This is a genomic window from Zhongshania antarctica (genome assembly GCF_014202945.1).
Lineage (GTDB): Bacteria > Pseudomonadota > Gammaproteobacteria > Pseudomonadales > Spongiibacteraceae > Spongiibacter > Spongiibacter antarcticus.
The window spans coordinates 52,965-79,294 of sequence record NZ_JACHHW010000003.1; the positions used below are offsets into that span (position 1 = coordinate 52,965).

At 50.0% G+C, this 26,330-nt stretch carries 22 protein-coding genes; 12 read left to right on the top strand and 10 right to left on the bottom strand.

The features are described from left to right. Positions 1-44 precede the first annotated feature (44 nt). Positions 45-1,562 carry a 3-oxoacyl-ACP reductase gene (locus HNQ57_RS05350; protein ID WP_244966116.1) on the bottom strand — a complete coding sequence of 506 codons (1,518 nt, stop codon included), beginning with the start codon at positions 1,560-1,562 and terminating at the stop codon, positions 45-47. A gap of 132 nt (positions 1,563-1,694) precedes the next feature. Between HNQ57_RS05350 and HNQ57_RS05355 the strand changes: the two genes are divergently transcribed. Then, positions 1,695-2,993 (top strand): acetyl-CoA C-acetyltransferase, encoded by a 1,299-nt coding sequence (locus tag HNQ57_RS05355; RefSeq protein ID WP_184461585.1) that lies wholly within the window; start codon positions 1,695-1,697, stop codon positions 2,991-2,993. Positions 2,994-3,053: 60 nt separating this feature from the next. Here the strand turns inward: HNQ57_RS05355 and HNQ57_RS05360 are convergent, their stop codons facing one another. Next, positions 3,054-3,377, bottom strand: coding sequence for a hypothetical protein (locus tag HNQ57_RS05360; protein ID WP_184461586.1), 324 nt, complete (start codon positions 3,375-3,377; stop codon positions 3,054-3,056). Positions 3,378-3,552: 175 nt separating this feature from the next. Between HNQ57_RS05360 and HNQ57_RS05365 the strand changes: the two genes are divergently transcribed. Further along, a complete protein-coding gene (locus HNQ57_RS05365) occupies positions 3,553-4,023 on the top strand; it encodes a Dps family protein (protein ID WP_008248615.1) in 471 nt (156 codons plus the stop codon). An 83-nt stretch (positions 4,024-4,106) separates the two neighbouring features. Here the strand turns inward: HNQ57_RS05365 and HNQ57_RS05370 are convergent, their stop codons facing one another. Together HNQ57_RS05370 and HNQ57_RS05375 are read right to left on the bottom strand one after the other, a co-directional pair. Further along, a complete protein-coding gene (locus HNQ57_RS05370) occupies positions 4,107-5,243 on the bottom strand; it encodes a diguanylate cyclase (protein WP_184461587.1) in 1,137 nt (378 codons plus the stop codon). A 149-nt stretch (positions 5,244-5,392) separates the two neighbouring features. Beyond that, positions 5,393-6,538 (bottom strand): GGDEF domain-containing protein, encoded by a 1,146-nt coding sequence (locus tag HNQ57_RS05375; RefSeq protein ID WP_184461588.1) that lies wholly within the window; start codon positions 6,536-6,538, stop codon positions 5,393-5,395. A 479-nt stretch (positions 6,539-7,017) separates the two neighbouring features. Here HNQ57_RS05375 and HNQ57_RS05380 point away from each other — a divergent pair, with 479 nt between their 5' ends. The 5 genes from HNQ57_RS05380 to HNQ57_RS05400 are packed head-to-tail and all read left to right on the top strand — an operon-like array spanning position 7,018 to position 11,914. Next, on the top strand, positions 7,018-9,174 hold the full coding sequence (locus tag HNQ57_RS05380; RefSeq protein ID WP_184461589.1) for an FAD-dependent oxidoreductase: 2,157 nt from the start codon (positions 7,018-7,020) through the stop codon (positions 9,172-9,174). A gap of 14 nt (positions 9,175-9,188) precedes the next feature. Continuing rightward, positions 9,189-9,992, top strand: coding sequence for a DUF547 domain-containing protein (locus tag HNQ57_RS05385; protein ID WP_184461590.1), 804 nt, complete (start codon positions 9,189-9,191; stop codon positions 9,990-9,992). Between the two features lie 11 nt (positions 9,993-10,003). After that, a complete protein-coding gene (locus tag HNQ57_RS05390; RefSeq protein ID WP_184461591.1) occupies positions 10,004-10,702 on the top strand; it encodes a TIGR04283 family arsenosugar biosynthesis glycosyltransferase in 699 nt (232 codons plus the stop codon). Positions 10,703-10,714: 12 nt separating this feature from the next. Further along, entirely contained in the window at positions 10,715-11,356 is a 642-nt protein-coding gene (locus tag HNQ57_RS05395) for a TIGR04282 family arsenosugar biosynthesis glycosyltransferase (RefSeq protein WP_184461592.1), read from the top strand. A gap of 48 nt (positions 11,357-11,404) precedes the next feature. Next, complete coding sequence (locus HNQ57_RS05400) at positions 11,405-11,914, top strand: MOSC domain-containing protein (protein WP_184461593.1); 510 nt, start codon at positions 11,405-11,407, stop codon at positions 11,912-11,914. Positions 11,915-11,937: 23 nt separating this feature from the next. On the opposite strand, the gene HNQ57_RS05405 is transcribed toward HNQ57_RS05400, so the two are convergent. The 3 genes from HNQ57_RS05405 to HNQ57_RS05415 form a co-directional block, all read right to left on the bottom strand. Then, positions 11,938-12,924 (bottom strand): CE1 family esterase, encoded by a 987-nt coding sequence (locus tag HNQ57_RS05405; protein WP_184461594.1) that lies wholly within the window; start codon positions 12,922-12,924, stop codon positions 11,938-11,940. A gap of 65 nt (positions 12,925-12,989) precedes the next feature. Beyond that, entirely contained in the window at positions 12,990-14,204 is a 1,215-nt protein-coding gene (locus HNQ57_RS05410) for a hypothetical protein (RefSeq protein ID WP_184461595.1), read from the bottom strand. A 9-nt stretch (positions 14,205-14,213) separates the two neighbouring features. After that, entirely contained in the window at positions 14,214-15,029 is an 816-nt protein-coding gene (locus tag HNQ57_RS05415) for an outer membrane lipoprotein-sorting protein (RefSeq protein WP_226968291.1), read from the bottom strand. A gap of 191 nt (positions 15,030-15,220) precedes the next feature. On the opposite strand from HNQ57_RS05415, the gene HNQ57_RS05420 reads away from it, so the two are divergent. Further along, the gene (locus HNQ57_RS05420) at positions 15,221-17,677 is read left to right on the top strand and encodes an efflux RND transporter permease subunit (RefSeq protein WP_184461596.1); all 2,457 of its coding nucleotides are present in this window, start codon (positions 15,221-15,223) and stop codon (positions 17,675-17,677) included. 6 nt (positions 17,678-17,683) lie between these two features. Here HNQ57_RS05420 and HNQ57_RS05425 read toward each other — a convergent pair whose 3' ends face one another. Then, positions 17,684-18,472 carry a crotonase/enoyl-CoA hydratase family protein gene (locus tag HNQ57_RS05425; protein ID WP_184461597.1) on the bottom strand — a complete coding sequence of 263 codons (789 nt, stop codon included), beginning with the start codon at positions 18,470-18,472 and terminating at the stop codon, positions 17,684-17,686. Between the two features lie 259 nt (positions 18,473-18,731). Here HNQ57_RS05425 and HNQ57_RS05430 point away from each other — a divergent pair, with 259 nt between their 5' ends. Next, on the top strand, positions 18,732-19,874 hold the full coding sequence (locus HNQ57_RS05430; protein ID WP_184461598.1) for a CaiB/BaiF CoA transferase family protein: 1,143 nt from the start codon (positions 18,732-18,734) through the stop codon (positions 19,872-19,874). Positions 19,875-20,207: 333 nt separating this feature from the next. Here HNQ57_RS05430 and HNQ57_RS05435 read toward each other — a convergent pair whose 3' ends face one another. Next, a complete protein-coding gene (locus tag HNQ57_RS05435) occupies positions 20,208-20,486 on the bottom strand; it encodes a hypothetical protein (protein WP_184461599.1) in 279 nt (92 codons plus the stop codon). Positions 20,487-20,786: 300 nt separating this feature from the next. Further along, positions 20,787-21,437, bottom strand: coding sequence for a TetR/AcrR family transcriptional regulator (locus HNQ57_RS05440; RefSeq protein ID WP_184461600.1), 651 nt, complete (start codon positions 21,435-21,437; stop codon positions 20,787-20,789). A 149-nt stretch (positions 21,438-21,586) separates the two neighbouring features. Between HNQ57_RS05440 and HNQ57_RS05445 the strand changes: the two genes are divergently transcribed. The 3 genes from HNQ57_RS05445 (at position 21,587) to HNQ57_RS05455 (ending at position 26,070) form a co-directional block, all read left to right on the top strand. Further along, positions 21,587-23,965, top strand: coding sequence for a PEP/pyruvate-binding domain-containing protein (locus tag HNQ57_RS05445; RefSeq protein ID WP_184461601.1), 2,379 nt, complete (start codon positions 21,587-21,589; stop codon positions 23,963-23,965). Positions 23,966-24,035: 70 nt separating this feature from the next. After that, a complete protein-coding gene (locus HNQ57_RS05450) occupies positions 24,036-25,034 on the top strand; it encodes a hypothetical protein (RefSeq protein WP_184461602.1) in 999 nt (332 codons plus the stop codon). Positions 25,035-25,062: 28 nt separating this feature from the next. Next, positions 25,063-26,070 (top strand): TIGR03617 family F420-dependent LLM class oxidoreductase, encoded by a 1,008-nt coding sequence (locus HNQ57_RS05455; protein ID WP_184461603.1) that lies wholly within the window; start codon positions 25,063-25,065, stop codon positions 26,068-26,070. Positions 26,071-26,330 lie beyond the last annotated feature (260 nt).

A 26,330-nucleotide genomic window follows, 5' to 3' on the forward strand; every position in this document is an offset into this window, starting at 1 on the left:
AGCTATTTCAGCTGCGGGGCTTTTTGGTTTGTGAGGCGACGGTGTTACGCACCAAACCAAGATTGGCCGCAAACCCGCACGGTATTACCACTAACGCCACGCGAGGCTGGATTGCCAAAGAAGGCGATGGTTTCAGCAACGTCGACCGGTAAGCCGCCTTGGGAAAGTGAGTTTAGGCGGCGGCCAAACATACGGGTAAACAGGGGGATAGCCGCGGTCATCGCGGTTTCGATAAAGCCCGGTGCCACAGCATTTACTGTAATGTTGCGCGCAGCGAGCTCGTCTGATTTGGCCATAAAATCAACATAGCCAATAACGCCGGCTTTAGACGCGGCGTAGTTGGTTTGGCCGCGCTGGCCACCAATGCCGTTCATTGATGACACGCCGATGATGCTGCCACCGTCGTTTAGCGCGCCACTGCTGAGCAGCTCATTGGTGATGCGCTGGGCGGCCGCTAGGTTAATGTCTAAGGTCATTTGCCAGAACTGTTCCGACATATTGGCAATAGTTTTGTCGCGGGTAACACCGGCATTGTGTACGACAATATCGGCACCGCCCGCTTTTATGAGGGCGGCAGCGATTTTTGCGGGCGCGTCACTGCTGGTAATGTCGGCAATCACAGGCAGACCATTGAGGCGGCTCATGACTTTCGCTAATTCGCTTTCCATCTGCACAACATCGACACCGACAACGGTGGCGCCGTCGCGAGCCAGAGTTTCGGCAATGGCTGCACCAATACCGCGTGATGCACCGGTAACCAAAGCGATTTTTCCGGCCAATGGCTTGTGCCAATCGGCGGTTTTATTGACTGCTGCGCTGCGGACTTTGATGACCTGACCGCTGATGTAGGCTGACTTGGGTGAGAGGACAAAACGCAGGCTGCTGTCGAGATTGGCTTCGGCGCCCTCAGCAACAGTAATTAACTGGGCGGTTGCACCTTTACTGCCCACTTCCTTGGCCAGGGAGCGACTCAGACCCTCTAGAGCGCGCTGGGCGGCAGCCGCTTCAGGCGTGGCGCAATTCATATGCGGGCGACCAAGAATAACAATGCGACCGCTGGGCCGCAATTTGCGGATATTGGCATTAAAGAAGCGATAGGCCTGGATAAGTTGGAGACCGTCGGTGAAGCCGCTGCCGTCAAAGACAAGTGCTTGGTAGCGTTCGGCGACGGTGGTTTCAACGGCCGCGCTGGCTTGGGCTGCGCACTCAGTCGTGAGGGCAAGGCTCGCGTCGCTGTCTTGCAGATTGCGCAGGGTGGCATCGACCAACTGAGCGTTGTTGCCCGCGCCAAAGAGTAGGGCGCCAGAGAAAAAGTTAGGTTGTTGCGCGTGGTAACGCAATAATTCGGTGGGCACGGTCACGCCGAGGGCGCCCATGATTTTTTTGCCGACACTGGAATTAATCAAGTTTTCGATTTTGTCGCTCATACCGTGTGCTCCGCAGCCCCTGAGGGCTATAGTCTGAATTCGGTTTACTTTGCCGAGGCTCAGGGCTATTTTGAAGTGATGTAAGCCCAGCCTGGCAAGCACGTTAATGCTGTGGCCGGCATTGTAACGGCTCATTAAGGTAACCGGATTGACAGCGGCGCGCTCAGTAGCCGTCGCTTCAGCCAATGCCGCGGGAATCTGGCTTGTTACACTGCGCGCACTTTAGGATATATCCAATATTGCTACATAAAACACTGAGGTCCAGATATGACACAGGCTATCAAGCGCGTTGCTATTATCGGCGGTAATCGAATTCCGTTTACTCGCTCCAATACCGCTTATTTCGGCGTTAGCAATCAGACAATGCTCACTGCGGCGATTGAAGGCTTGGTGCAGCGTTATAATTTGCAGGGCGAATGTTTGGGCGAAGTGGCCGCTGGCGCGGTAATGAAGCACAGCAGAGACTTTAATTTAACCCGTGAATCCGTACTGGGCACGTCACTACACGCCAATACCCCGTGCTTTGATATTCAGCAGGCCTGCGGTACTGGCTTGCAGGCCATTAATTTGGTCGCTAACAAAATCGCCCTTGGACAGATTGATGCAGGCATTGCCGGTGGTGTTGATACTACCTCTGACGCGCCTATTGGCGTCAGTGAGGGGTTGCGTAAAATTTTGCTACAAGTAAATAAGGCGCGCTCCTTTGGCGACCGTGTTAAGCCCTTTTTACAATTGCGCCCTAAAGATGTTGGGGTGTTGATTCCGGCTAATGCCGAGCCGCGCACGCGCTTGTCGATGGGTGGTCACACTGAGATCACCGCCAAAGCCTGGCAGATTCCTCGCGATCAGCAAGATGAATTGGCGGCTTTGAGCCATCAGAATTTAGCCGCAGCCTATGACCGTGGTTTCTTTAATGACTTGATTACACCCTTCAATGGTGTGAATAAAGACAATATTCTGCGTCCAGACACCACCGCAGAAAAACTCGCGGGCTTAAAACCGGCCTTTGATAAAGAGAGTGGCCAGGGCACGTTAACCGCGGGCAACTCGTCTACCTTAACCGATGGCGCGTCAGTGGTGTTGTTGGCTAGCGAAGAATGGGCGAAAGCACACAATTTACCAGTGCGCGCTTACTTGAGCTTTGTCGAGACCGCTGCAGTGGATTTCTTTGGCAAAGACGGCGCCAGTGAGAAAGAGGGTTTATTGTTAGCGCCTGCGTATGCGGTGCCGCGGATGTTGGCCAAAGCGGGTCTGAGCTTGCAGGATTTTGACTACTACGAAATTCATGAAGCCTTTGCTGCACAGGTGCTGGCTACCATGAAGGCCTGGGAAGACGAGTCTTTCTGTAAAGATAAGCTCGGGCTGGATCGCGCCTTGGGTAGTATCGACCGCAGCAAATTGAATGTGAATGGTAGTTCACTGGCGGCGGGTCATCCCTTTGCGGCAACCGGTGGTCGTATTGTTGCTACCTTAGCCAAAATGTTGGAAGAAAAGGGCAGCGGGCGTGGCTTGATTTCGATCTGCGCAGCTGGTGGTCAGGGTGTAACGGCGATCATAGAGCGTTAATTTTCGACTCCATCAACGTGTTTTTGCTAAAAGGCCCGCTAATGCATTAGCGGGCCTTTTTTATTTTCCGTAACTTGCACAATCACCTTGTTCATAGCCCATAACCTTGTCATCTGCGCAGGCACTGCAGGCATTGCCGTAAGTTTGGTGGCGCTGCGATGGGCAGGGCGTGGTAATACAGCGAATGCCCGTGTCGACGTGGCCGCATACAGGCAGGTATTCGCGGGTGCACATTTGCGGCCGAGGCGTTTCACAGCTCTTAAAACCCTCGACGACGGCCGCTTCAGGTTTGGCTTGGGAGCTAGTGCAGCCGCTGAGGACACCTATCGCTAAGATGAGTAAAAGGCTTAGTTTGGCGGCGCGTAAATATGACTGTGACGGCATTGCTTGACCTGTTGTTTTGTTCGGTTAAAAAGTGTCAGCTGCATCAAGGGAACCTTGCCCATCAAAAGCTATCATAGTAAGCAGCTATGGTATCTATGATAATTTAAAATTTTAGATATGCATATGCTTTTGCTAGTCTGACACCAAGACTTACAAATTAACAGGAGCACATATCATGAAAAATATTGATATTGGAATTAGCGAAGCGAATCGTGAAGAAATTGCCGGGAGCCTTAAAGCTTTATTGGCTGATTCCTACACCTTGTATCTGCAAACTCACAATTTTCATTGGAATGTGACGGGGCCGCGCTTCCGTGATCTCCACCTTATGTTTGAAGAACATTACACCGAATTGGCCGTCGCAGTGGATGATATTGCCGAACGTATTCGTACTTTAGATGTGGCAGCGCCGGGCACCTATAAGGAGTTTGCGCGTTTGAGCTCAATTGAAGAAGTTGATGGAGTGCCGTCGGCCGAGGACATGGTAGATACGCTTACCCGTGGCCATGAACAGGTGGTAAAGACCTGTAGAGCGGCGCTAAAAGTGGCTCAGCAGGGCGATGACGAGTCGACGGCCGCATTGGTATCTGATCGCATGCGTATACACGAGAAAACAGCGTGGATGCTGCGCGCCATTAATAAGTGATGTCAATGTTGCGCACGCTACACCGTTTGGCGTGCGCGCGGTCTAGTTCGATTTGGCCTAGCGCTGCTCTGCTAGGATGACTGTTAGCTTGAATAGGCCGGGCTACTATTATTACTGCGCTTTACGCTGTACATCTTGTAATCGGCAACCTTGAGTAAGTTCTCGTAATCTTTGCCATGTTTCGGGTAGATCGCGTAGCCAATGCTGGCCGATATTTGGTAATTTATGTTTTCCAAGGTGAGGGGTTTTGCCAAGGCTTCTGAGTAAGATGAAATTTTTGTTTTAATCACTTCGCTATCGCCGAGCCCTCGCAAAAGCATGCTGAACTCGTCACCACCGAGGCGAGCAACAATGTCGGTAGCTCTGCTCTGTGCGCGCAAACGTTTGGCAAACTCCATCAAAATGATGTCGCCGCAGTGATGGCCTAAAGTGTCATTAATATTTTTAAAGTCATTTAAATCAAAATACAAAACGCAGAATGACGTGTTGTTTATACTTGCGTCGAAAATAGCGCGTTCTATTTCGTTGATAAAATACCGCCGATTAGCCAGCCCGGTAAGGCTGTCGTGGTTTGCTAAGTGTATGAATTTACTATGTTCATTTTCAAAGAGCGCCCGTAATCTGCGAGTCGAAATGTCGTAGTACACGGTAATGAAAATGATAAATGCGGTAGCCGTAAAAATGCCGACAAATTCGGCCAAAATTGCAGTCTCTGGGGCGATTGCATTTGCAAAAACTATCCCAGCCTTGGCTGCAATGTAGAAAGCAGTGCTAAAAACCAAGATGATAACACTCCAGATTATACCTGCACGTGTGCTAATGCTGAGGGTGGCGAGCGCGGGCATAATGATGGCGCAGGGGACCATTGGTGAATAGATGCCGCCGGTATTTAGCACTATATGCAATAAGCCTAAGCTAAGGGTGGTAATAAAAAGGTTTAAGGCCAAAATTTGGCGGCCAGTAAAGCGAAGAGTGAGCAGGGCGACGACGATACCGAATATGGATGTTAGCGAAAAAACCGTGAGTAGCCGGCGGCTTTCTATTTCAATATCAAAGCCAAGCTGACTGATAAGAACAACGGCGGCAATGTATAGAAGTGTCCCCCATAGCACGCAAACGACAAAGCGGTTGCGGTGCCGTTGGTAATTACTTATATCAGGAGTCTGCGGTAGCCATGGTTCAATAAGGGAACCGCGAAAAAGGCCTAGGATTTTTTGCATCTCGAGTTTTCTCAAGGTAGATACGTATAGTGGACATTCCATTGATCACTACACCAAAAAATCTTAGTGTTACGTAGCGATCGGCCATCATAATCAAAAATTATCGTTGTCGCTACCTTGGACTTGTAGATGATTTTACTATGCGAATATTAGGCTTTACGGTGCAGTGTGCTTCTCATGTTGGTGTTTTGACCGCGCTTGACCTGATACATTTTTTGGTCAGCGACCTGAAGTAGCGTTTCATAGTCAGTGCCATGCTCGGGATAGGCCGCATAGCCAATACTTGCCGATATTTGATAGGGTGTGTTTTCTAAGAGCAAGGGCGCGTCGAGCACTTGCGAGTAGTTATGTATTTTTTGTTTAATTGCTTCCGCGTCAGTGAGGCCGGGTAGGATAATACAGAATTCATCTCCGCCGAGACGGGCAATTAGGTCACTGCTGCGATTGAGCTTGCTTAGTCGCAATGCAAATTCTAGCAATACTTGGTCGCCGCTGTGATGGCCGAGATTGTCGTTAATCTTTTTGAAATTGTTCAAATCAAAATACAAAATACAGAATCTGCTTTTATCAATTCGGGCCTTGGCGATTACCGCTTCTATTTCATTTATAAAATAACGGCGGTTGGCTAAACCAGTTAGGCTGTCGCGATGTGCTAGTTGAACAAATTGAAGGTGTTCGGCGTTAAATAACTCGTGTAGTTTCTTAGATGATATTTCAAAATAGATAATAATAAATAGCGTTAATGAAGCGGCGGTTAACAAACTCGAAAACTCGGCTACTGCCATATTTTGCGGCGAAATTATATTGGTGAAAACATAGCCGTAATTTGCAGCAATGAATAAAAGCGAGGCTGCAGCGACTACGATAAGGCTCCAAATAGCACCGGCTACGGCGCCAATACTAAGGGTTGCTAGGGCCGGTATGGCAATAACGCAGGGGTTGACTGGTGACTGAACACCGCCAGTTTGCACGCTAACTAAAGCTAATCCTGCGCTAAGGGTGGCAATGAATATATTGAGCGCGGCAATTCGTTGGCCGCTAAAGCGAATGGTGAATAGCGCGAGTAATATGCCGCTACCGAGAATGCTTGAAAAGCGGATGATCAGCGCCTTTCCTAGTGGATCGAGCGGCAAGAATAAGTGGCTGCTGACGATGAGTGCGCAGGTGTATGTAAAGGTACTGAGCAAGACGCTAATAACAAATCGGTTAGACGATTTTTGGTAATCAGACTGTTCAGGTGCATTTGGCAGCCACAATTGAATAATAGGTTTTGTTAGTCGCGCTAATACTTCCATGTATTACAATCCATTGTGATCGACGATGATGGTGTCGTCGCGCTGATATTATTATGTGTCTGCGGCGTACATTTGGGCTGCTAAGCATAATAGTATAGATTTGTGCCCGCAGATCATAGCCTAGGAGTTTAGTCCATTGGGGTGGCCGGTTTTGACGAAAGCCCGTGAATTCTTAGTTGCCCTATGTTGTCCCCTGCCCTACCTGGGCCGGGAGTGCACTGCGGCCTAGCTTGAGTTCTGCTTTGAATTTCAAGTTCGACGTCTTAGGTTTGTGGCTGATGTGATTAGCCTTAACTTACTACAACATGGAGCTGATCTAGCGGCTGGGGGCTGCGTATACAGATGATTTAGTCATTTGAGCGTAAGATGGCTGGGCAGAGGCATTGGCAAGGGCCTCGATAAGAAGAAACGGCTAGTATTAAAGATGATCTGCGTCATAGCCAACGGCTCAAACCGAAAAATTATGGGACAGCAATACAATGAAAACAAAATTACTATTACTTGTGGTCGTGGTAATTGCCATTGCCGGTTTTTTTATCGCCGATCTCGACCACTATTTCTCTTTGGCGGGCGCGCGTGCACTCCAGGGGGAGGTGCTGGTGTGGCGAACTGAGCAGCCATTGCTGTTGGCAGCGATAATGTTTGTTGTCTATGTCGCGATTGCCGCGCTGTCGCTACCCGGCGCAGCGGTGATGACGCTATTGGTGGGCGCCAGCTTTGGCTTGGGGTGGGGGCTGTTGATTGTGTCCTTCGCTTCGAGTCTTGGCGCAACACTGGCCTTTTTAATGACGCGCTATATTCTTCGCGATAGCGTGCAGGCGCGCTTTGGCGAGCGCTTACAGACTGTTAACGACGGCGTTGAGCGTGACGGTATGTTTTATCTGTTCAGCTTGCGGTTGGTGCCGGTTTTTCCATTCTTTTTGATCAATATGCTGATGGGGCTTACACCGATCAAAACCCGTCAATTTTATTGGGTGAGCCAGCTGGGGATGCTGCCGGGAACGGTGATTTTTGTAAACGCGGGTAGTCAGCTAAGTGAGTTAAACAGTCTGTCAGGAATATTGTCGCCGATGTTGCTGGCGTCATTCGCGCTATTAGGCGTGTTCCCTTTTATTGCCAAGTGGCTGTTGGCGGTGATTAAGGCGCGTAGGATATACGCCGCATGGCAGCGGCCCGCGAAATTTGACCGCAACTTGATTGTGATTGGCGCTGGTGCGGCAGGTTTGGTGAGCTCCTATATCGGCGCTGCCGTTAAAGCTAAGGTGACCTTGATTGAGTCACATAAAATGGGGGGTGACTGCCTGAATTATGGCTGCGTACCGAGCAAGGCACTAATAAAAACGGCCAAAGTGATTAATCAGCAGCGCCACGGTAAAGCCTATGGTTTACCGGGTGAAATCCCTAGTTTTGATTTCAGAGTGGTCATGGCGCGGATCAAGGCGGTTATTGCACATATTGAGCCTCATGACAGTATTGCGCGCTACACCGATTTAGGTGTCGAGGTTATTGAGGGCTATGCCAAACTGCTAGACCCGTGGACGGTAGAAATCACCTTGAACAATGGCGGCAGCCAGCGCCTCACCGCGCGTGCAATCATCATTGCCGCTGGTGCTCAGCCTGCCGTGCCGCCATTACCGGGTTTGGATGATGTTGATTATTTAACTAGCGATACCCTGTGGGATGCGTTGGCTGATCAGTCAGAACCACCAAAACGCCTTGTGGTGCTAGGCGGTGGGCCAATTGGCTGCGAATTGGCCCAGGCCTTCGCGCGGCTGGGTTCTGCGGTGACCCAAGTCGAGATGTTGCCTAGGGTGATGATGCGCGAGGATGAAGAGGTTGCGGCGGCAGTCACTGAGTCACTTACCGCCGATGGCGTCACAGTGCTGACGAATACAAAGGCGTTGCGCTGTGAACAAACCGGCGGGCTAAAGCAGCTGATTGTTCTCAACGCCCACGGTGAGGAAGAGGCAATCGTTTTTGATACCTTGATTTGCGCAGTTGGTCGCAGTGCGCGACTTACTGGCTATGGTCTCGAGACCCTCGGTATTGATACTGCGCGTACGGTTAAAACCAATGACTATTTAGAAACAATTTACCCCAATATTCTCGCTGCGGGAGATGTTGCCGGGCCGTACCAGTTTACCCATGTCGCCGCACATCAAGCGTGGTACGCAGCAGTGAATGGCTTATTTGGTGGCTTTAAAAAGTTTAAGGCAGATTACTCGGTGATCCCATGGGTGACTTATGTCGACCCGGAAGTCGCGCGCGTGGGTTTGAGTGAGGCCGAGGCGACCGAGCAGGGTATTGCTTATGAAGTGAGCCGCTATGGAATAGACGATTTAGACCGCGCAATTTGTGACAGTCACGCCGTGGGTTTCATCAAAGTGCTGACGGTGCCGGGCAAAGATACGATCTTGGGTGTATGTATTATGGGTGCCCAGGCCGGTGAATTACTTGCTGAGTATGTGTTGGCGATGAAGCACGGTTTAGGTCTGAAAAAAATCTTGGGCACGATTCACAGCTACCCAAGTATGGCCGAAGCCAATAAATACGTGGCGGGGGAGTGGCAAAAATCCCATGCGCCGGAATGGGCGTATAAATATTTAGTGGCGTTTCATCGTTGGCGCAGGGGTTAATTGGGGAGATTAATATGCATAGACTAACGCAGCTCGGCTTAATCTTATTGCTGTTGTGCTCGCCACTTTATGCCGCCGACGTTTCCCATGGTCAGTGGCATCAATTGCTTCAAGATCATGTGCAAATGGCACCAAATGGTCAGCATAGTCAGGTCGATTACGCGGCGATACAGCGCAATGAAGTGATATTAGATGGGTATTTGGCGCGGTTAGCCAAGGTGGAGAAAAGGGTGTTTGATAGTTGGTCTGATGACAGTCAGCTCGCATTTTTAATCAATGCCTACAATGCTTGGACGGTAAAGTTGATTTTGTCGCGCTACCCGAAACTCGATTCGATAAAAGATATTGGGTTTTTATGGTCTTCGCCGTGGCAAAAAAACTTTATTCCTTTGTTGGGTGAAACCCGCAGCCTCGACGACATAGAGCACAAATTAATTCGTGGGACAGGCCGTTACGGGGAACCCCGTATTCATTTTGCGGTGAATTGCGCCAGTATAGGTTGCCCGGCTTTATTAAATAGGGCGTATAAAGCCGAGACCTTGGACGCTCAGTTAGACGCAGTTACCCGCAATTTTTTGAGTGATAGGCAGCGCAATGGCGTGAGGAAAGGGGTGTTGCGCGTATCACCAATTTTTAAGTGGTATGTACAAGATTTCAGCAAAGGCTGGCAAGGTGCACATTCCCTGCGTGAATACCTCGCCATGTATGCCAAGGCGCTGGGCTTGAGCGACGCCGAAAAGGCGCAACTTATTTCCGGAAAGCTTGCCATAGATTACAGTGATTACAATTGGGCCCTGAATGACCTTGGTAATAAATAAGGTAAATAACCATGAGTTTGTGCGACTCGGATGCGGTGCTGTCGGTCATTATTCCAGTACTCAATGAGGCGGTGGGTTTGCCGACCTTATTGACCGAGTTGACCGAGCAATGTGGCCAATGTCCGGATGCAGTCGAGATCATTTTTGTTGATGGCGGGAGCAGCGATGCGTCGACAGCATTGATAGCGGCAAGTGGATTTCGACTAGTCGCGGGGCCGCGAGGACGCGCTCGGCAAATGAATGTCGGCGCGTCGCTGGCGTCGGGGAATTACCTTTTGTTTTTACATGCCGACACCCAGCTGCCAAAGCACGCTTTTGACCGTGTTATTTGCGTTCTGGAGTCTGGGCTGTGGGGGCGTTTTGATGTGCGTATTCGCGGTAAGGCGCAGATGTTTAAAGTGATTTCCTGGTTTATGAACTGGCGGTCTCGGCTCAGTGGTATCGCTACCGGTGATCAAGCCATTTTTGTAAGAGAAGCCGCATTCATTGAAGTGGGTGGTTTTCCTGATCAGCCGCTAATGGAAGATATTGCGCTGTCGAGCTTGCTGCGCGAGCGCGAGGCGCCGGTGTGTTTGCGCAACAAAGTAGAAACCTCGGGACGGCGCTGGCAGGAGCGCGGTGTGTGGCGCACTATTTTATTGATGTGGCGGCTGCGTTACCTCTATTGGCGGGGCGTACCTGCTGAGCAGTTGGCTAGTCGATATGAATAGTTTTTTGTCACTATGACCGCTACAAAACCTCGAATAATACTCCAATTATTTGCCAAGGCACCGCGGGCAGGATTTGCCAAAACCCGTTTGATCCCTGCTTTGGGTGCGGCGGGTGCAGCGGCACTCGCCAAGCGCATGCTGGAAAATACCTTGGCGGAATGTCAGCGAACATTGGTTCAGGTGAACGATGACTACCGGCTTGCCGTTGAATTGTGGGCGGCGCCAGACATCGCTGCGCCTGCGTGGGCAGCTATTCAACTGCCGAGCTCGATTCACCCGTTAAGTCAGCCTGTCGGCGACTTAGGCGCACGCATGGCCACTGCTGCTGAGCAAGGCTTACAACGCGCTGATGGCATTGTTTTACTTGGCAGTGATTGTCCTGCGATTACTGCAGTAAGTTTGCAATGGGCGGCCAAGGCCTTGCTTAGTCATGATAGCTGCATGATTCCGACCTTTGATGGTGGTTATGCTTTACTCGGCCTGCGCTGCTTTTCGCCGCACTTGTTTGCGGATATTGCGTGGAGTACTGATACGGTGGCAAGCGTGACTCGGCAGCGTATAGCAGAATGTGGCATGAGTTTAGCCGAGCAGGCAAAAGTCCATGATATTGATGAGGCCGCTGATTTGTTGCATTTACCTAAGGGCTGGTTATGAATACCCGCGCCATTGGATGTGAGGCTAGATGATCGGTGGAGGCCTCTGATGTCCCGTTATCTCGGTAATATTCAAACTGGGCGGTTAGAGTGGATCGGTCTGCGGCCTGAGCGCAAAGCGCCAATGCGGGCTGTTAAGCAAGCCTTGGCGATTGCTGATCGCGGACTGCAGGGTGACCGACGTATGCTGGGGAGTAAGGGGGCCGCGCGGCAGATCACCATTATCAGCGACGAGTTTATCCGGTCGATCGCGGTAAATCTGGGGCGCGAGTTTATTTCACCAGATTTACTGCGCCGCAATCTGGTGGTGTCTGGGTTTAACCTCAATGCTTTGCGCTACCAGCATATTCAAATTGGTGAGGCGGTATTTCAGCTCACGGCCAAGTGTCACCCCTGTTCGCGTATGGACTCGACACTCGGTGAAGGCGGCCTAGCGGCGATGTTGGGCTATGGCGGTATGTGCGCCAATATTATTGAGTCTGGAAAAATTCAATGTGGTGACGCAGTGGTGTATTTGCCTCCCGGAACATACCAAGATCGTCAAATGAGCCTGTGTTGAGGGCATTTTGATCGCTATTTAGATTACTGTTGCTTGGCCAGTTGCCGAGCAAAAAATGCCCATATCTCTTCTGGGCCGTTTATTTCTAGGCTAGTGAGACCGAGTAAACGCGGGGGCCGATATATTGGCTGCGGAATCACGTGACCGCCATCGGTAATGGTATACAAAATGACTTCCGGCCGACTGCGGTCGCGCCACGCATAATACTTACTGCTGGTGGGGTCGTTTGCTTGGGTGTTTTTGAAGTGTTTGATCTCGCTCGGGCTGCCTCTGTAACCCGCTAAATTGGCAAAGTATTCGGCGCTCGTGACCGCCGATTTAACGTCACCGCGTGCGCCAAAGCCAAATAGGCTTGCTTGGCCACCGTAGTAGGGGTTAACGGGGTCTTCGCTGCCATTCATCATTAACACCGGCACCGCTACCCCAGACTCAATGCAGTCGAGGTTGCTGGTGCTGGGCAAGTTGGCGGCAATAGCGGCAATAGCGGCAACGCTGTTAGGGCGCTCTAGCGCAAAGCGAAAAGCGAGTTGGCCACCGTTGGAGTATCCGGCAATAAAAGTTTTATTGAGATCAGTACCTAGGCGGGTATGCAGTTGTTGGCGAATAGCGTCAATAAAACCGAGGTCGTCTATATTTTCGGTGCGGGCAGTATAGCTTGCGATTTTGCGACAGTCGTTCCAGTGATTTCCGTAGCCGCTGGGGTAAACAAGGACAAAGCCGTGTTGCTCGGCCAATTGTTCAAATTGGTAGCCGCTGAACTCCCTAATGTCGGCAACCGACTGCATTGAGCCATGGAGCATAAAAACAACCGGGGTGTGCTCAGCGAGTTGTTTGGGGATATATAAACTGTAATTGCGCTGCCGCTCGCCGACTTGAAGGGTGATTTCTTGCAGTGTTGCGTGGTTTGTTGGCGGCGCCACCGATGGCGCGTAACCGTAATAAATCAGGCTAATTATTCCCGCTGCGGTCGCGAATAATATACTGAGCCGGATTATTTTTTGCTTTAGCATTGGTGCCTTCAAATGTCTTTTTTGGTTCAGGGCCGATTATAGCGCGAATTGCCTCGGCCTACGGGCTAGAAATAATACTCCAGTCCTAATTCCACGTAGCTGTCTCTGCGAATCGAGTACAGTGGGTCATCAGTTCTTTTGCTGCGAAAGTGATACAGCTCAGCAATCAAACGCATTGTGTCGCCAAGACGAGTGCTGGCTTCGATAATGGCCGACCGGCTGTCGCTGTCATCTAAATCTTGGCTAATGCCAAATAAAATTTCGGTGGACGCTATGTCGTTGAGGCTCAGGCGGCCGCCGCTAAATAGATCATTTTGAAATGCGCCGACTTGCGCGTTGCTGCGACTATCGTAGGAGTATTCCAATAATATGCCTAGATCCCAGAATTGGCTGTTAATTCCGGTGAAGGTGTATTCGAAGCCTGCGGTGCTGGCACTCATATCCTCTGCAATAGAATGGCCCAGCCCCCGGCGATGGATGGCCTCTAACTTCCATAGCCAGTCGCCGCTAATGTACTGGGCATCAATGCCGCTTTGCTCAATAAGGGGATAATAGGCTGCTAAGGCGACCGCACCGTCTTGGATGATTGCTTGGTAGAGAGGCTCGCGAGACGTGCCTTGAAACCAAGACAAGCCAAGGTTCCAATCGCCTAGGTAATGGCTCCAGCGCAGGGCGTAGTCAATATGCTTGTCGTCCTTGCTGCTCTGGTAGCTTTCTTGTGAGTTGACGGTGGCGGGGATGGAGCGCAGGCGTCCTTCATTGCCAGCAAAATCCCTGGGTCTAAATTGTGGCAGCACAAATACATCGATCACTCCCCAGTTCTGAATACTGGCAAAATGAATCATTGGCTGGCCGAGTTTGTCTTCACCGTCGGCGGACTCAAGAAAATCGGTTTGATTAATGATGTCGACCAAATGCTGGGACTCGGTGACACCCCAAAACACGGTATTAATCCCCACGCTCAGTTCCCAGCTGCTGCCAACACGCTGCCAATAAAATTCACGCAGGTCGGCATGACTGCGTTCGTCGTCTAGCGAGTCGTATCGGTAAAATGCTTTTATATTAAAACTGTCGTCGCCGTCGTTCCATTGGCTAAACCACTCGGGCGCGACTACCACAGATACCGTTTCGGAGCCCTGTTCCGGCGCTGCTGCTGTCATTGGGTAAGCCCGAGTCTGCAGGCCGACATAGCCGAGGAACTCGCTGTGGGTAGAGAGCGACAACAGCATTAAGCAAGCTGCGCCACATAAGGGTTTGGTATTGTAGTGCTGTGATTTCATGGACTTAGCTCAACGCGCCCGTTTCAAGCTGTTTTCGGTAAAGTCGCTGGCGTCTAGGCCCGTGCTAAATTGGTAGTTGCGCAAGAACACTTCGGTATGGCGCTGATTTTTGTGATTGATCATGCTCTGCTTGGTTGGCCGCCAAAATTTGTCGAGGTGCAATTGGTAGTCCGACAAGGTGAGGGTTTTTAGTAGGGTGTTCTTACGATCATAAAAATCGATCTTTAAGGCGCGGTAGTGGACCTTATCAATCCACGCCACTTGCTTACTGTAGCCAGAGTATTGATCCCGAGGGATGGACTCAATAACAAAGCAATCTTGACCATCGAGCTGTTCGTCGCGTAGCCAGCGGTAATCGTATTGCGCTACTTCAAAGGAATTTAAGTCCTCGTAGGCAAATTCACTGCCCATAAACGGGCCGGACTTGTTTTTGGATGCAATGCGCTTAACACGTTTTAAGGCTGGCAAATAAAGCCATTGGTCATCCATGGCGTTAGTGTGGGTGAAACTGAGAAAGGCCGTGCCTTTTACATCGTTCGGGCTGTCGAAAATTGTCATCGACTTATCGCCGTCGTCGTCGACTTCAAGGGACAATACCCGCATTTCGCGGCGACTTTCGCGCTTGCCATTGTGTAAGATCATTTCCATTTCAGCGCTATTGTCGATCCAGCCACGGTCTCGCGCTTTCATTTCTTTGGCTATGCTAAGGCCTTTCTCTGTTGCGCTGATGGCTTCGCTGCTCGGATCTTGGGCTGCTGCGGCATGCGATATGCTCGCGCAAAGGGCAATGAATATTGTGCGGATTAGTTGTGTTGTTATTGTCACGCTGGGGAGCTCCAGGCAGGCAGTGAATTATTGTCGCCGATTATACATTTGAATGTGCTTGTGAACTTAAAGCATAATCGGGTCATAAATCAAATATGAATAGTTTATAGGCGCACGTTCTTTGCTGTGGCGTGGCCATCGTGTTCCTGTTCGGTAAGGGATAATAATTAGCTGGGGAGCTATCGAAGGGTATGGGCATTCAAAATAATAAATTTGTCGACAGAGTCGATCAGTTATTTGGGCATATTGCAGAATGGGCTGTGCATCACCGTGTCGTGGTTTTAGTGCTGTCGCTACTAATGCTTGGTCTCGGTTTGTATTTTGCTAGCATGGTAAAAAGCGACAATAGCCTTGATGCGTATTTTGATAAAAGTGATCCGGCGTATATTGCCTATAGCGAATACCTTGATGAGTTCCTGTCGGACGAAGTGACCTACATTGTGTATCGGGTGCCTAATCGCGAGCATGGCCCCTTTAATATTGAGGCGATGAGTCAAATTGCCCAGCTTAGTCAGGCCTTCGCCGACGAAGTGCCCTATGTGCGGGACGTGGTCAGTTTGCCCACCGTCGAGTTTATTCGCGCCGACGGTGACTCCATTACTGTTGATGAGTTGATGGTCGAGTTTCCTGAGACGCAGGCGGAGCTGCTCGCGCTGCGCGAGGAAGTCTTAAGTCGGCCGTTATATGTAAATTATTTGATTAATGCCAAGGCCGATTACGCCGCTATTATTCTGGAAATGGAACGTAGCAGCGTCGACCCGCTAGAAGACATTATTTTCGACGAAGCGCTGGGTAATCAGTTAGAAAACCTCTACCCGCAGGTAAGTGACAATAAAATTCGCGAGATTCTTGCGCGATCGGAATATTCAGGGATTGAATTCTTTGTGACCGGGGATGTGCCAATGAACTCGGCCTATAACCACGTGTTTATGGAAGATGCCGCTATTGGCACCGCCGTGACCCTGTTGGTATTGGCCATTCTGTCGTCAATTTTGTTTCGCGCGAGTTTGCTAGCGTTACTAGGACCATTGGCAGTGGTGGTGCTGAGTATTATTATGGTCATGGGGATGATGGGCGCATTCGGCTGGGTGTTAGGTCTGTTCTTTGGCATTGTCCCGACCTTGATATGCGCGGTAGGTGTGGCCCAGTCCGTTCATATTCTGCTGGAATTTCAGCGCGCCCATGCTGAAACGGGTGATCGTCAGGCATCGGTGAAAGCGGCTATCGCGAAAGTGGGTGGCGCGTGTTTATTAGCGTCGATCACCACTGCAGTCGGATTTTTGGTGATGGCAGTATCGCAACTCAAAGTCCTGAGCGAAATGGCGCTGTACGCTGCGTCGGGCGTGGTATTTACCTTTGTGCTGTCTATGACTTTGCTGGTGGTGGTCTTGTCCTTTGGTAAGTCTTCGCCTAGTTCAGGCGAGGCGAGAGCCGCTAAGCAAAACCCTGCAAAATCCACCGTATTGCCAATAGTTATGCGTATTGTAGAGGTCTGTATTACAGCAAATCTCAAGCGACCGCTTACGCTGGTGGTGTTGGGAGCCGGAGTGCTGTTGGTGTCGCTCGTTGGTTTGACTCAGATTAAAGTGGATTTCAACTTCTTAGAAGACTTTAAACCGCACATTGAGTGGCGCCAAGACACCGAACTCGCCGAAAGCGTGATGGGCGGTATTCTCAATGTTACGTACATAGTTGATACCAATGACAGTGAGGGCGTTAAGCGCCCAGATGTATTAAAGGCGATTGAGGGAATCCAGCAGTTTGCTGAATCGCAGGCCTTGGTGAAGAAGGCCTATTCGGTGGTAGATGTGCAGAAGGATTTGAATCGCAGTTTTCATGGTGACGATCCGGCGTGGTATCGCCTGCCAGAAGAGCGAGATTTAATTGCGCAGTATTTCTTGGTTTACGAAATCTCCGGCGGTGAAGAATTACAGGAATTTGTGTCGCAGGACTACAGCCGCACGGTGATGGAGCTGCGGGTTGAGATGACCGGCTCGGCGGCTATCACAGAGCTGCTAAATACGATCGACCAATATATTGCTGCAAACCCAATCCCCGATGCGCAGATCCGCAAAACTGGTATCGGGCTTATGTGGGTAAAAATGGGTGAGTATATTGCGGATACTCAGCTCTATGGTTATAGCTTGCTGTTTATAATGGTCGCGGGTTTTTTGTGCTTAGCGTTTGGTTCGGTAAAAGTCGGTATGCTGGCAATGATTCCTAATCTCGCGCCGGTTGTTGTGGTGTTAGGCGTAATGGGGTGGCTGGGTATTCATCTGGACTATATGAAGCTTTTGCTGGCGACCATTGCCATCGGGATTGCCGTAGACGATACCTTGCACTTAGTTATTCGCTTCCGGCGCTGCTTTTTACACTCGGGCAATTACCGCCGCGCCTTGGAAGATTCTATGCGTGATGTTGGGCCCGCGCTGTTAATAACCACCGTTATATTGTTTGGCGCATTTTCCTGCTACTTGCTGTCGAATATGGCAATTATATCTAGCTTTGGCGTCTTGTTGTGCTTGGCGATTAGCGTGGCGCTCTTGGCCGATATGCTGTTTATGCCAGCCTTATTATTGCTTACCAAGCCTTTTGGCCCCGAGTTTGAGCCCGGGGATACGGCCGCGGCCGCGCGCATAGCTGGCTGAGCGGAATTAGGTTTCGGCCTTGCCGTGACGGCCTTTACCCTGCTCAAAGCGCTGAGCGCCGGCAACCGTCTCGCCCGATGATAGCGTGGCCATACCTAGGGTGAATTCATTGCGAATAGCCTGCTGTTCATCCATTCCCCATTGTTGGTAGGCACTGAGGCGATCGTTGCGTAGGCACTGCTGTGGTAAAGCCGCAATTTGCATGGCGAGTTGCTCGGCGCTATCACGAAGATTGTGAACACTCACTACCCGGTTGGCTAGGCCAATTTCTTGGGCTTCTGCGGCATCAACGGCGCGGCCGGTGAGAATCATGTCCATGGCGCGGCTCATGCCAATTAGGCGTGGCAGACGCACGGTGCCACCATCGATGAGGGGCACCCCAAAGCGACGACAAAACACCCCGAAAATGGCGCGCTCTGTGGCAATTCGCATATCGCACCACAGGGCTAATTCTAGACCGCCAGCCACGCAATAACCGTCGATGGCGGCAATAACCGGTTTGCTCAGCTGCATTCTGCTAGGGCCCATGGGGCCAATGCCTTCAGTATTAAGTGGATTGCGCCGCTCGGGGTCGTCGCTGGCTACTGCTTTTAAATCCGCGCCAGCACAAAAGTGATCTTCGGCGCCACTGAGTATGGCTACGGAGAGCGCTGGGTCGTTTTCAAAATCTTGGAATGCTTCGGCGAGGGCGCGTGCAGTTTCGCCATTGACCGCGTTGCGGGCTAAAGGCCGGTTTATCGTGACCCAATAAAGTGGCGGGCGACGTTCGACTTGCACTGGTGCTACTGAACTCATGACATACTCGCTGTTAGGATTATAAGCTGCGGTTTTAGTGTGTCAGTATGGGCGAATTTTTCAAGTTTGCTCGTTTTCGTCTTATTCGGTGGGTTAGATAATGTTATTCGCGGACAGACTTTGGCTTTTCCGGACTTTGCCTGAGCGGCGGCGCAGGGCAAAATAGCAGGCTAATTGCGGAATATATATCGTGAAGCAACATCGGGCGTCACTTTAAATTAGATAAATATAAACTCGATTATAAAGACAGGAATACATTATGGGACCACTTAGCGGATTGCGGATTATTGAACTTGAGGGCCTAGGTCCCGCACCTTTTGCGGGAATGATGCTGGCGGATATGGGGGCGGAGGTAATCTCTATTACGCGTAAATCAGCGTCTGCAGACGCTAAAGTAGAGAATAGTATTAGCGAGCGTGGCAAAAAATCCATCGCCTTAAATTTAAAAGATCCCCGCGCCATAGAAGCTGTGTTGAAACTGTGCGAGTCCGCAGATGCCTTGATCGAAGGGTTCCGCCCCGGTGTTACTGAGCGCTTAGGAATAGGTCCTGAGGAATGTATGGCAAGAAACCCCAAGCTGGTTTATGGGCGGATGACGGGGTGGGGTCAAACCGGGCCGATGTCGCAAATGGCCGGTCACGACATAAATTACATCTCCCTGTCTGGTGCGCTCCATGGCATTGGCCGCGCTGGGGAAAAGCCAGTGCCGCCGCTTAATTTGGTTGGTGATTTTGGCGGAGGTGGCATGTATCTCGCCTTTGGCGTGGTATCAGCCCTGCTTGAGGCAACGCGCAGCGGCAAAGGGCAGGTTGTTGATACCTCGATGGTAGAGGGTTCAGCATCGCTGATGCACATGATGTACGGTAGCTTGAACACCGGCATGTTTGATTGGCAAGACGAGCGCGGTGTAAACCTACTGGATACGGGTGCTCATTTTTACGATACCTACGAGACTCGCGACGGCAAATACATGTCGGTAGGCCCGATCGAACCCCAGTTTTACCACTTGCTAAAAGAAAAAATGGAATTAGACGACGCCGAGTTTGAACCCCAGTTCGATATGGCGCGTTGGCCAGCGCTAAAAGACAGAATGACCGAAGTCTTTCTGACGAAAACCCGCGACGAATGGTGTGAAATATTCGATGGCACCGACGCCTGTGTGGCGCCGATCTTGTCGATGACCGAAGCACCGCAGCATCCCCATAATATTGCGCGTAAATCTTTTATCGAAGTCGATGGACACATTCAGCCAGGCCCTGCGCCTAAATTTAGCCGTACTGCGCCAGAAGTCACCAAAGGTGCTCCGCGCCGAGGTGGCGATACCGAGTCGGTATTGAATAGCGTTGCCGGCTATGACGAGGCGACCATAGCGGCTTTGCGCGCTAATGGAGTGTTAAGCTAAGTCGGCGTCAGGCAATGTTTCAAGGGCCCTTGTGGCCCTTTTTATTTTCGGGGTGAAGTTGGTTGAGAAATAGAATTTGATGTGCCTTTATACTGAAATTTTCGTGCTATTTTATGGCCCCCGCCTTTTACTAATTTCAAAATTTTCATGTAAATTAATCAGTTTTGATACGTCGAAAAGTCGCTGAATTTTAACGAAATTCAGGAGAGTTAAATCTGGAATAAAGTAAATGTGAGCATTTCTAAAGTTAGTTAGAAAATGACCGGAAATAGCTCGGTGGCGCAGCTGCTTTCCCGTGAAAATAGAGCATAAGCCGCGAATGCTTTTTTGAGATTAACCTGCTCGGGCCATTAAAAGGCCTGATGTTGTGTTTACTGGCTTGCAAGCCAAAGCCAAACATTTCGCTTTCCAGTGGGCTCTGGTCAGGGCTTCTTTCTTGCTCTTCATATTGTTTGAAATGCCAGGATACTGGTAATTTTTCCCGTTAAAAGAAATTTCATATCGCCACGGAAAGCTTGTGTATTGGTTTGTTTCAGGTCGCCATACTTTAATCTCACACCCAAAATATTCCTCTGTGTGAACTTCAGTAGGTAATTTTTTTGAAATACTCATGATCAGTAACCCCCTCATTAATATCCATATAAATTTCGAGCGAGATTATAGGAATAGCTGCATACAATGGCAGGGTGGCGCAATAAGGCGTGTAAAATGGTTGCTTTTTAACAAAGTGTCACTATTTGTGACAATAACGTAAATGCTACCAGCTGCAGCCAGTGTTCATAACTAAATTGACGGATATTTATTGATAGTTGGATGCTGACGAATTAGATATTTTAATGCTTCCGTCAGGCAAGAGTGCGTCATTTGCGTTGCTCCAGAGCAGTAGATTTCAATGCGGTGGTTGTTATCTGTTTATCGGGCATTTTGTAATAAATGCATGAGGGTATTGATGTGTCTGTCGATGTACTGTGTGCTATTGGGTTTTTCGCCTAGCACCCGTTCGCTAATCGGGGCAACGTTCACTAAGTAGATTAGTGCCCCGGACAGAATGTGCAGTAAATCCATAGCATTTACGTGCGGCAGTAAGCCCTGTTGCTGTGCTACCTCGATCATGGCCTTGCCGTCAGAAAAATCCTTTTTGAAAAATGTATCTACCATCCAATCCAATCGTGGGCCGGGTTTCGAAGCTTCTTGAAACATTAGCTTTACCCATTGAGGTTGGTCGAAGGTGAAGGTCAGTATTTGCCTGCACAGGTCGCGAACCATCTGAGAATTATCATTGGAATCGGCTGAGGGCAGTTTTAGTAAGTATTTCGGGAGGGCGTGATCACGCTGTTTCCATACCCAGTGGATGCTTTCTTGCCAAAGGTTCTCCTTGCTCTTGAAGTGATACTGCACGAGAGATTTTTTTACGTTGGCGGCATTAGCGACGGTTCCGAGGGAGGTGCCGTCAAACCCTTGCTGGGCGAAAATGTCTGCGGCAGCAGCAAGTATTCTGCTGCGTCTAGATAATGCGTCGTCTTCGGTCGTTGTGGCGGGGGCATTGCGATCAACTGTTCTCATGTTTAAGGCTGTACCGGTGATGTTGCGACGTTTATCGGATTATAGCGTTATTAACGCAGTAATTTATTTTGATGATTGACTTTTGCATAAAAAAATACGATCGTATAGTCTGTTGATTAAATAATTATAAGATTACGGCTGTGATATAGATGGGAACGCACTTCGAGTGGATACAGGATATCGACCCTCAAGTAGGAGAGGTCGGAGGTAAGGCTGCAGGGCTGCGTAAGCTTATTGGGTGGGGGTTAGCAATACCTACCGGCTTTGTCATTGTCGATGCTAGAAAAACCTTGGATACCGCTACTTTAGCAAGGTATTACCGCGCCATGGGCGGCGGGAAGGTCGCGGTGCGTTCGTCGGCGCTGGGTGAGGATGGCAATGATCACTCTTTTGCCGGGCTTTATGAATCCATACTCGATGTTGAGGGTGAAGATAAGCTCGTCGATGCTGTGCTTCAGTGTGTCGACTCACTGAATAGCCAGCGCGCACGCGAGTACCGTCACCAACACGGTGCCCATGAGTGCTCTATGTCTGTGGTGGTGCAAAGAATGGTGGATGCGGAAGCGGCTGGCGTGCTGTTTAGTGTGGATCCCGTATCTGGAAGGCATGACCGTTTGGTGATTGACGCCGTACCCGGCTTAGGCGAGGCGCTGGTGAGTGGGGATGAGACACCAGACCATTATGAATACGATTTAGACAATATGCTCTGTTACCAAGAGCTCGTTGGTGACGTCGCGACCCTGACGGCCGAGCAGCGATTGTTGCTTGTTCGGCAGGCGCGTCAGGCGGTGGTTGCTGCCAATGAACCTCTGGATATGGAATGGGCATTTAATAAAGAGGGGGAGCTATTTTGGTTGCAGGCTCGACCAGTGACCACGGTAGGTTCAGACCTGAATGAATTAGACACGCCCATTAACCCAGGTGATGTTCTGACGCGGTGTAATATCGGCGAGATGATGCCCGGCGCAAGTTGCCCTCTCACTTTTTCGACTACGGGGCGAGCTATTGAACATGGGATGCAGCATATGCACGTAAGCTATGCTGGCAGACCTGCGATCACCGATACCTGGACGCAGGTGGCAATGTGCAGCGGTAAAATGTTTCTCAATATGACTGGGTCTGCTGCAGCTGGCGCTACTGTGCTTGGCATCGATGTGAAGTCGATGGGCTTGAGTTTGTGTGGGCGTATTGTTGATGAGTTAAAGCCACCGCCTAAGCGAGCCATTTTTGTTCGCTTGTTCGGCATGATTAAAATGCTGTGGTATTTGCATCGGGCTGATGCAGTGATCGAAGAATTTAAGCAACGCGCTAAGGCTTTTCAGATTCCTGTAAAGGGTAGCAGTGCCGAACTCGCTAAGGCCTTAGATGAAAGCAAGGCGTTTTTCTACGAAGCATTTGCGGTTCATTTGCAATCATCAACTACCTCAGGGTTTGCGAGTAATGTACTGCAGGCGATGATTTCCGGCGGGCAGGAAAGTAGCCCCGAAGAGGAGGCCGAGGCCGGCAGGTTGATGGCCGGTGCGCGGGACGTTGAATCTGCCGTGCTCGTTGACCAGCTTGATGAAATTGTCGAAGAAATTTCGCGTCACCACGATGCGCAAGCTTGCTTTGTCGACACGACACCTCGAGTGGCTTTAGCTTGGTTGCGCGGCAATGGATCACCTGTCGGTCATAAGTTTGCGGATTTTTTGGATCGTCACGGTCATCGGGCTTATCGAGAGCTTTGTGTTCGAGAAGTGTGCTGGTCAGATGCCCCAGAAACATTGGTGGCAACCATGCAGGCGTCCGTCGCTGCACGTTTAACGAGGCCGCTAAGTAGCGTGCGTCCAGACGTGGCAGATGTTTCTGGATTAAGTCGTGGACTACGTTGGATTGTGCCTAAGGCGCACAATGCAGTAAGGCGCAGAGAGGCTACAAAGTCATTGTTGGTTGATATTACGAATAGACTTAAGCGTGGCTATCGCGCATTGGGAAATCAGCTTGTGGCTGAAAATAAGCTCGATGATGCAGATTTGGTCTTTTTCTTTTTGCACGATGAATTAATGGCGTTTGTTCGAAACTCCAGCTCCCACGAGTTTAATCGATATTGGAATCAGCACACTAAAATGCGTCGGCGAGCTCTGGATTTTCAGAATCGACTCGAGTTTGAAGAGATATGTGTTGGTGCCCCGCAGCCTATCGATGTCCGAAATCGTAGCCTCGATATTGAGGGGCAATTAGTCGGGCGCCCAGTGTCTAGGGGTATTGTCGAGGCAAGGGCGCGGGTAGCGTTTAGTGTTACCGAGGCGGCGGCCATTCAGCCGGGTGAGATTTTAGTTGCACCAATAACAGATGTTGGCTGGACTCCATATTTCAGCATGATTGCAGGCTTAGTTACCGACGTTGGCAGCGCGGTGTCTCATGGCGCCGTTATCGCAAGGGAATATGGATTGCCAGCCATAGTGAATACTCGTTACGGCACCAAGCAAATAAAAACGGGCGATATGATTCGACTTAACGCAGATACCGGTGTGGTCACCATCTTGTAGCTTCGGCTCACTGTTTTGAATTAGGCGGCCGTGAGTAAGTCCACAGAAAAACTCAACATAAGGGGTAAGTATGCTTTCCGAACAAGAATTAACGCAATTTGGTGTTGAGTTAAAAGATGAGTTTAGTCATCCATTTAGTCAGTCTCATGATGATTGGAATGAGTCGTATTTTTTTGATTGGTATACCGAGGATGGCAGCGCGGCAGGCCATTGTCGTGTTGGTTGGCATCCTGTTCAGCAGAGAATCTTGTTCTGGCTACACATTTGGAACGGGGAGGATTGGCTAATTGTGGAGGAGAATCGACTGCCGTTCTCGGCGCTTACATTAGGCGGTCAGAGTGTATTCTGTTACGAGCAGTGGGGGCTCCACTTTAGTTACGATTGCCTGTCGCCACTGCAGGCTGGCCGTCTAAAAGTTGAGGGTTTTGCTCGAGTCGCTTATGGCCCACGGCAGGGAATGATGTTGCCGGTAAGCCTCGTGCTGGAAATTACTGCGCTGGGCTCAGCCTACTCTCGCGGTGGCGGCAGCGTTGAAGGCCATAGTGCCCAAGGCTTTAATACTAATCGCTATGAACAACCCATTCAGGCGGTTGGAACAATGGCAATTGAAGGTAATCTCACCGACCTTATTGTGCGTGGTGAGCGCGATCATTCCTGGGGCCCAAGACCCTGGGATATGAACTGGCAATTCTTTGTGGTGAACAATGAAAAATTTAGCCTGCAAGCGACACAGGTTGAGATCCCTGAATGGCCATTGATTCAAATGGGCTACTTTCATGAGCTTGGGAATGACATGGAAAATTTGTCAAAAACCAATTTTGAACTGGAGTTTATAAGTAATCAGCCATTTGCCGCCGTTCGCGGAAGTTTTTCTTTACTTTGTGAAGGCGGGCGATTGATTGCTGGACGAATTGAATCGATCGCTGGCAGTGAAATAGACATTACCCATGCGTTTACTCCGCCAAAACGCACCGAGTATCGTCGAACGTTAATTCGCTGCTATTTTGATAGTGGTGAAGAGAGCATAGGATGGCTGGAATACAATCGCCCGAACCCAGTTAATCAATAATTTTTAGCAAGTATCTAAGGTATCACCTATGAAAATTGACGGACCATTTTATGCCGATATGGCCGGTTCCGCTGCTGAAGCCAAGCGGCTTGCGGCGATTGGCTATGACGGAGTTTATACTCTTGAAGGTAGTTGGGACCCTTTCTTGCCACTCGCGCTTGCTTCTGAACATGCGCCTGAGTTGGACATTGCAACGGGGATTGCGGTTGCTTTCCCAAGAAATCCATCGCACATCGCCTATCAGGCTTGGGATTTGCAGAAATTTTCCCAGGGTAAGTTTATGCTTGGGATTGGTTCCCAGATAAAAACACATATCGAGAAGCGATTTGGATTGCCATTCAATCCGCCAGCAGCGCGCATGCGTGAGTATATATTGGCGGTCAAAGCGTTTTTTGATTGTTGGCAGAACGGCAGTAAATTGGATTTTCAGGGCGAATATTATAGGCATACCTTAATGACGCCTATGTTCAATCCCGGTCCAAATCCCTATGGCGTGCCACCCATACTGCTTGGGGCACTTGGTCCGCTGATGACCCAAGTTGCTGGTGAAGTTGCCGATGGCTTGATAATTCATCCATTTAATAGTGTGCCTTTTGTGCAGAATAATGCGCTTCCGGCCGTTCGGAAAGGCCTCGAGAAGTCCGGTCGTAGTGAAGCTGACTTTATTATTCAGGTGAACGCCATTGTTATAACAGGTGAAACAGACGCTGAATATCAGGCTGCTGAAAAAAGTGTGAAAGGCTTGTTGGGTTTCTATTCCACCACCCCAGCTTACCGGCCGCCAATGGATGCTGTGGGCTTGGGCGACTTGCAACCCAAACTTAATACGCTTTCAAAAGAAGGTAAATGGGAGCAGTTAGGAAACTACATTAATGACGATTTTCTCGACGCTTTCTGCGTTCGCGGTAAGCCCGATGAAATTGCCGGGAAACTGAAAAAGCAATACGGGAGCTATGCTGATAGACTCGCAATTTACGCACCTTACGCTGCGCCGGATAAAATGTGGGCTAAAATAATTAAAGAGTTAAAGAGCTAATTTCATTCTTGGCCCTAGCTACAGGGTAGATGTTTTGGTCAATGATATTTGCAGGGAAATTTTTTAGCAGTATCGGCAGTTGAATTGGCATAGCGTGGCAGGAAATGTAATGATGATAGACCTTCTGTCCGCTGATGCTGCTGAATTTACTTGCTAGGAATAGAGGCGACCTGAGGTGTGGAATTCAGTCCACGCTGGAGAAAATTCAGATACCGGCGCTTGGCCTTACCGCAATGAATTTTCTTATTGGGTGGCAACGG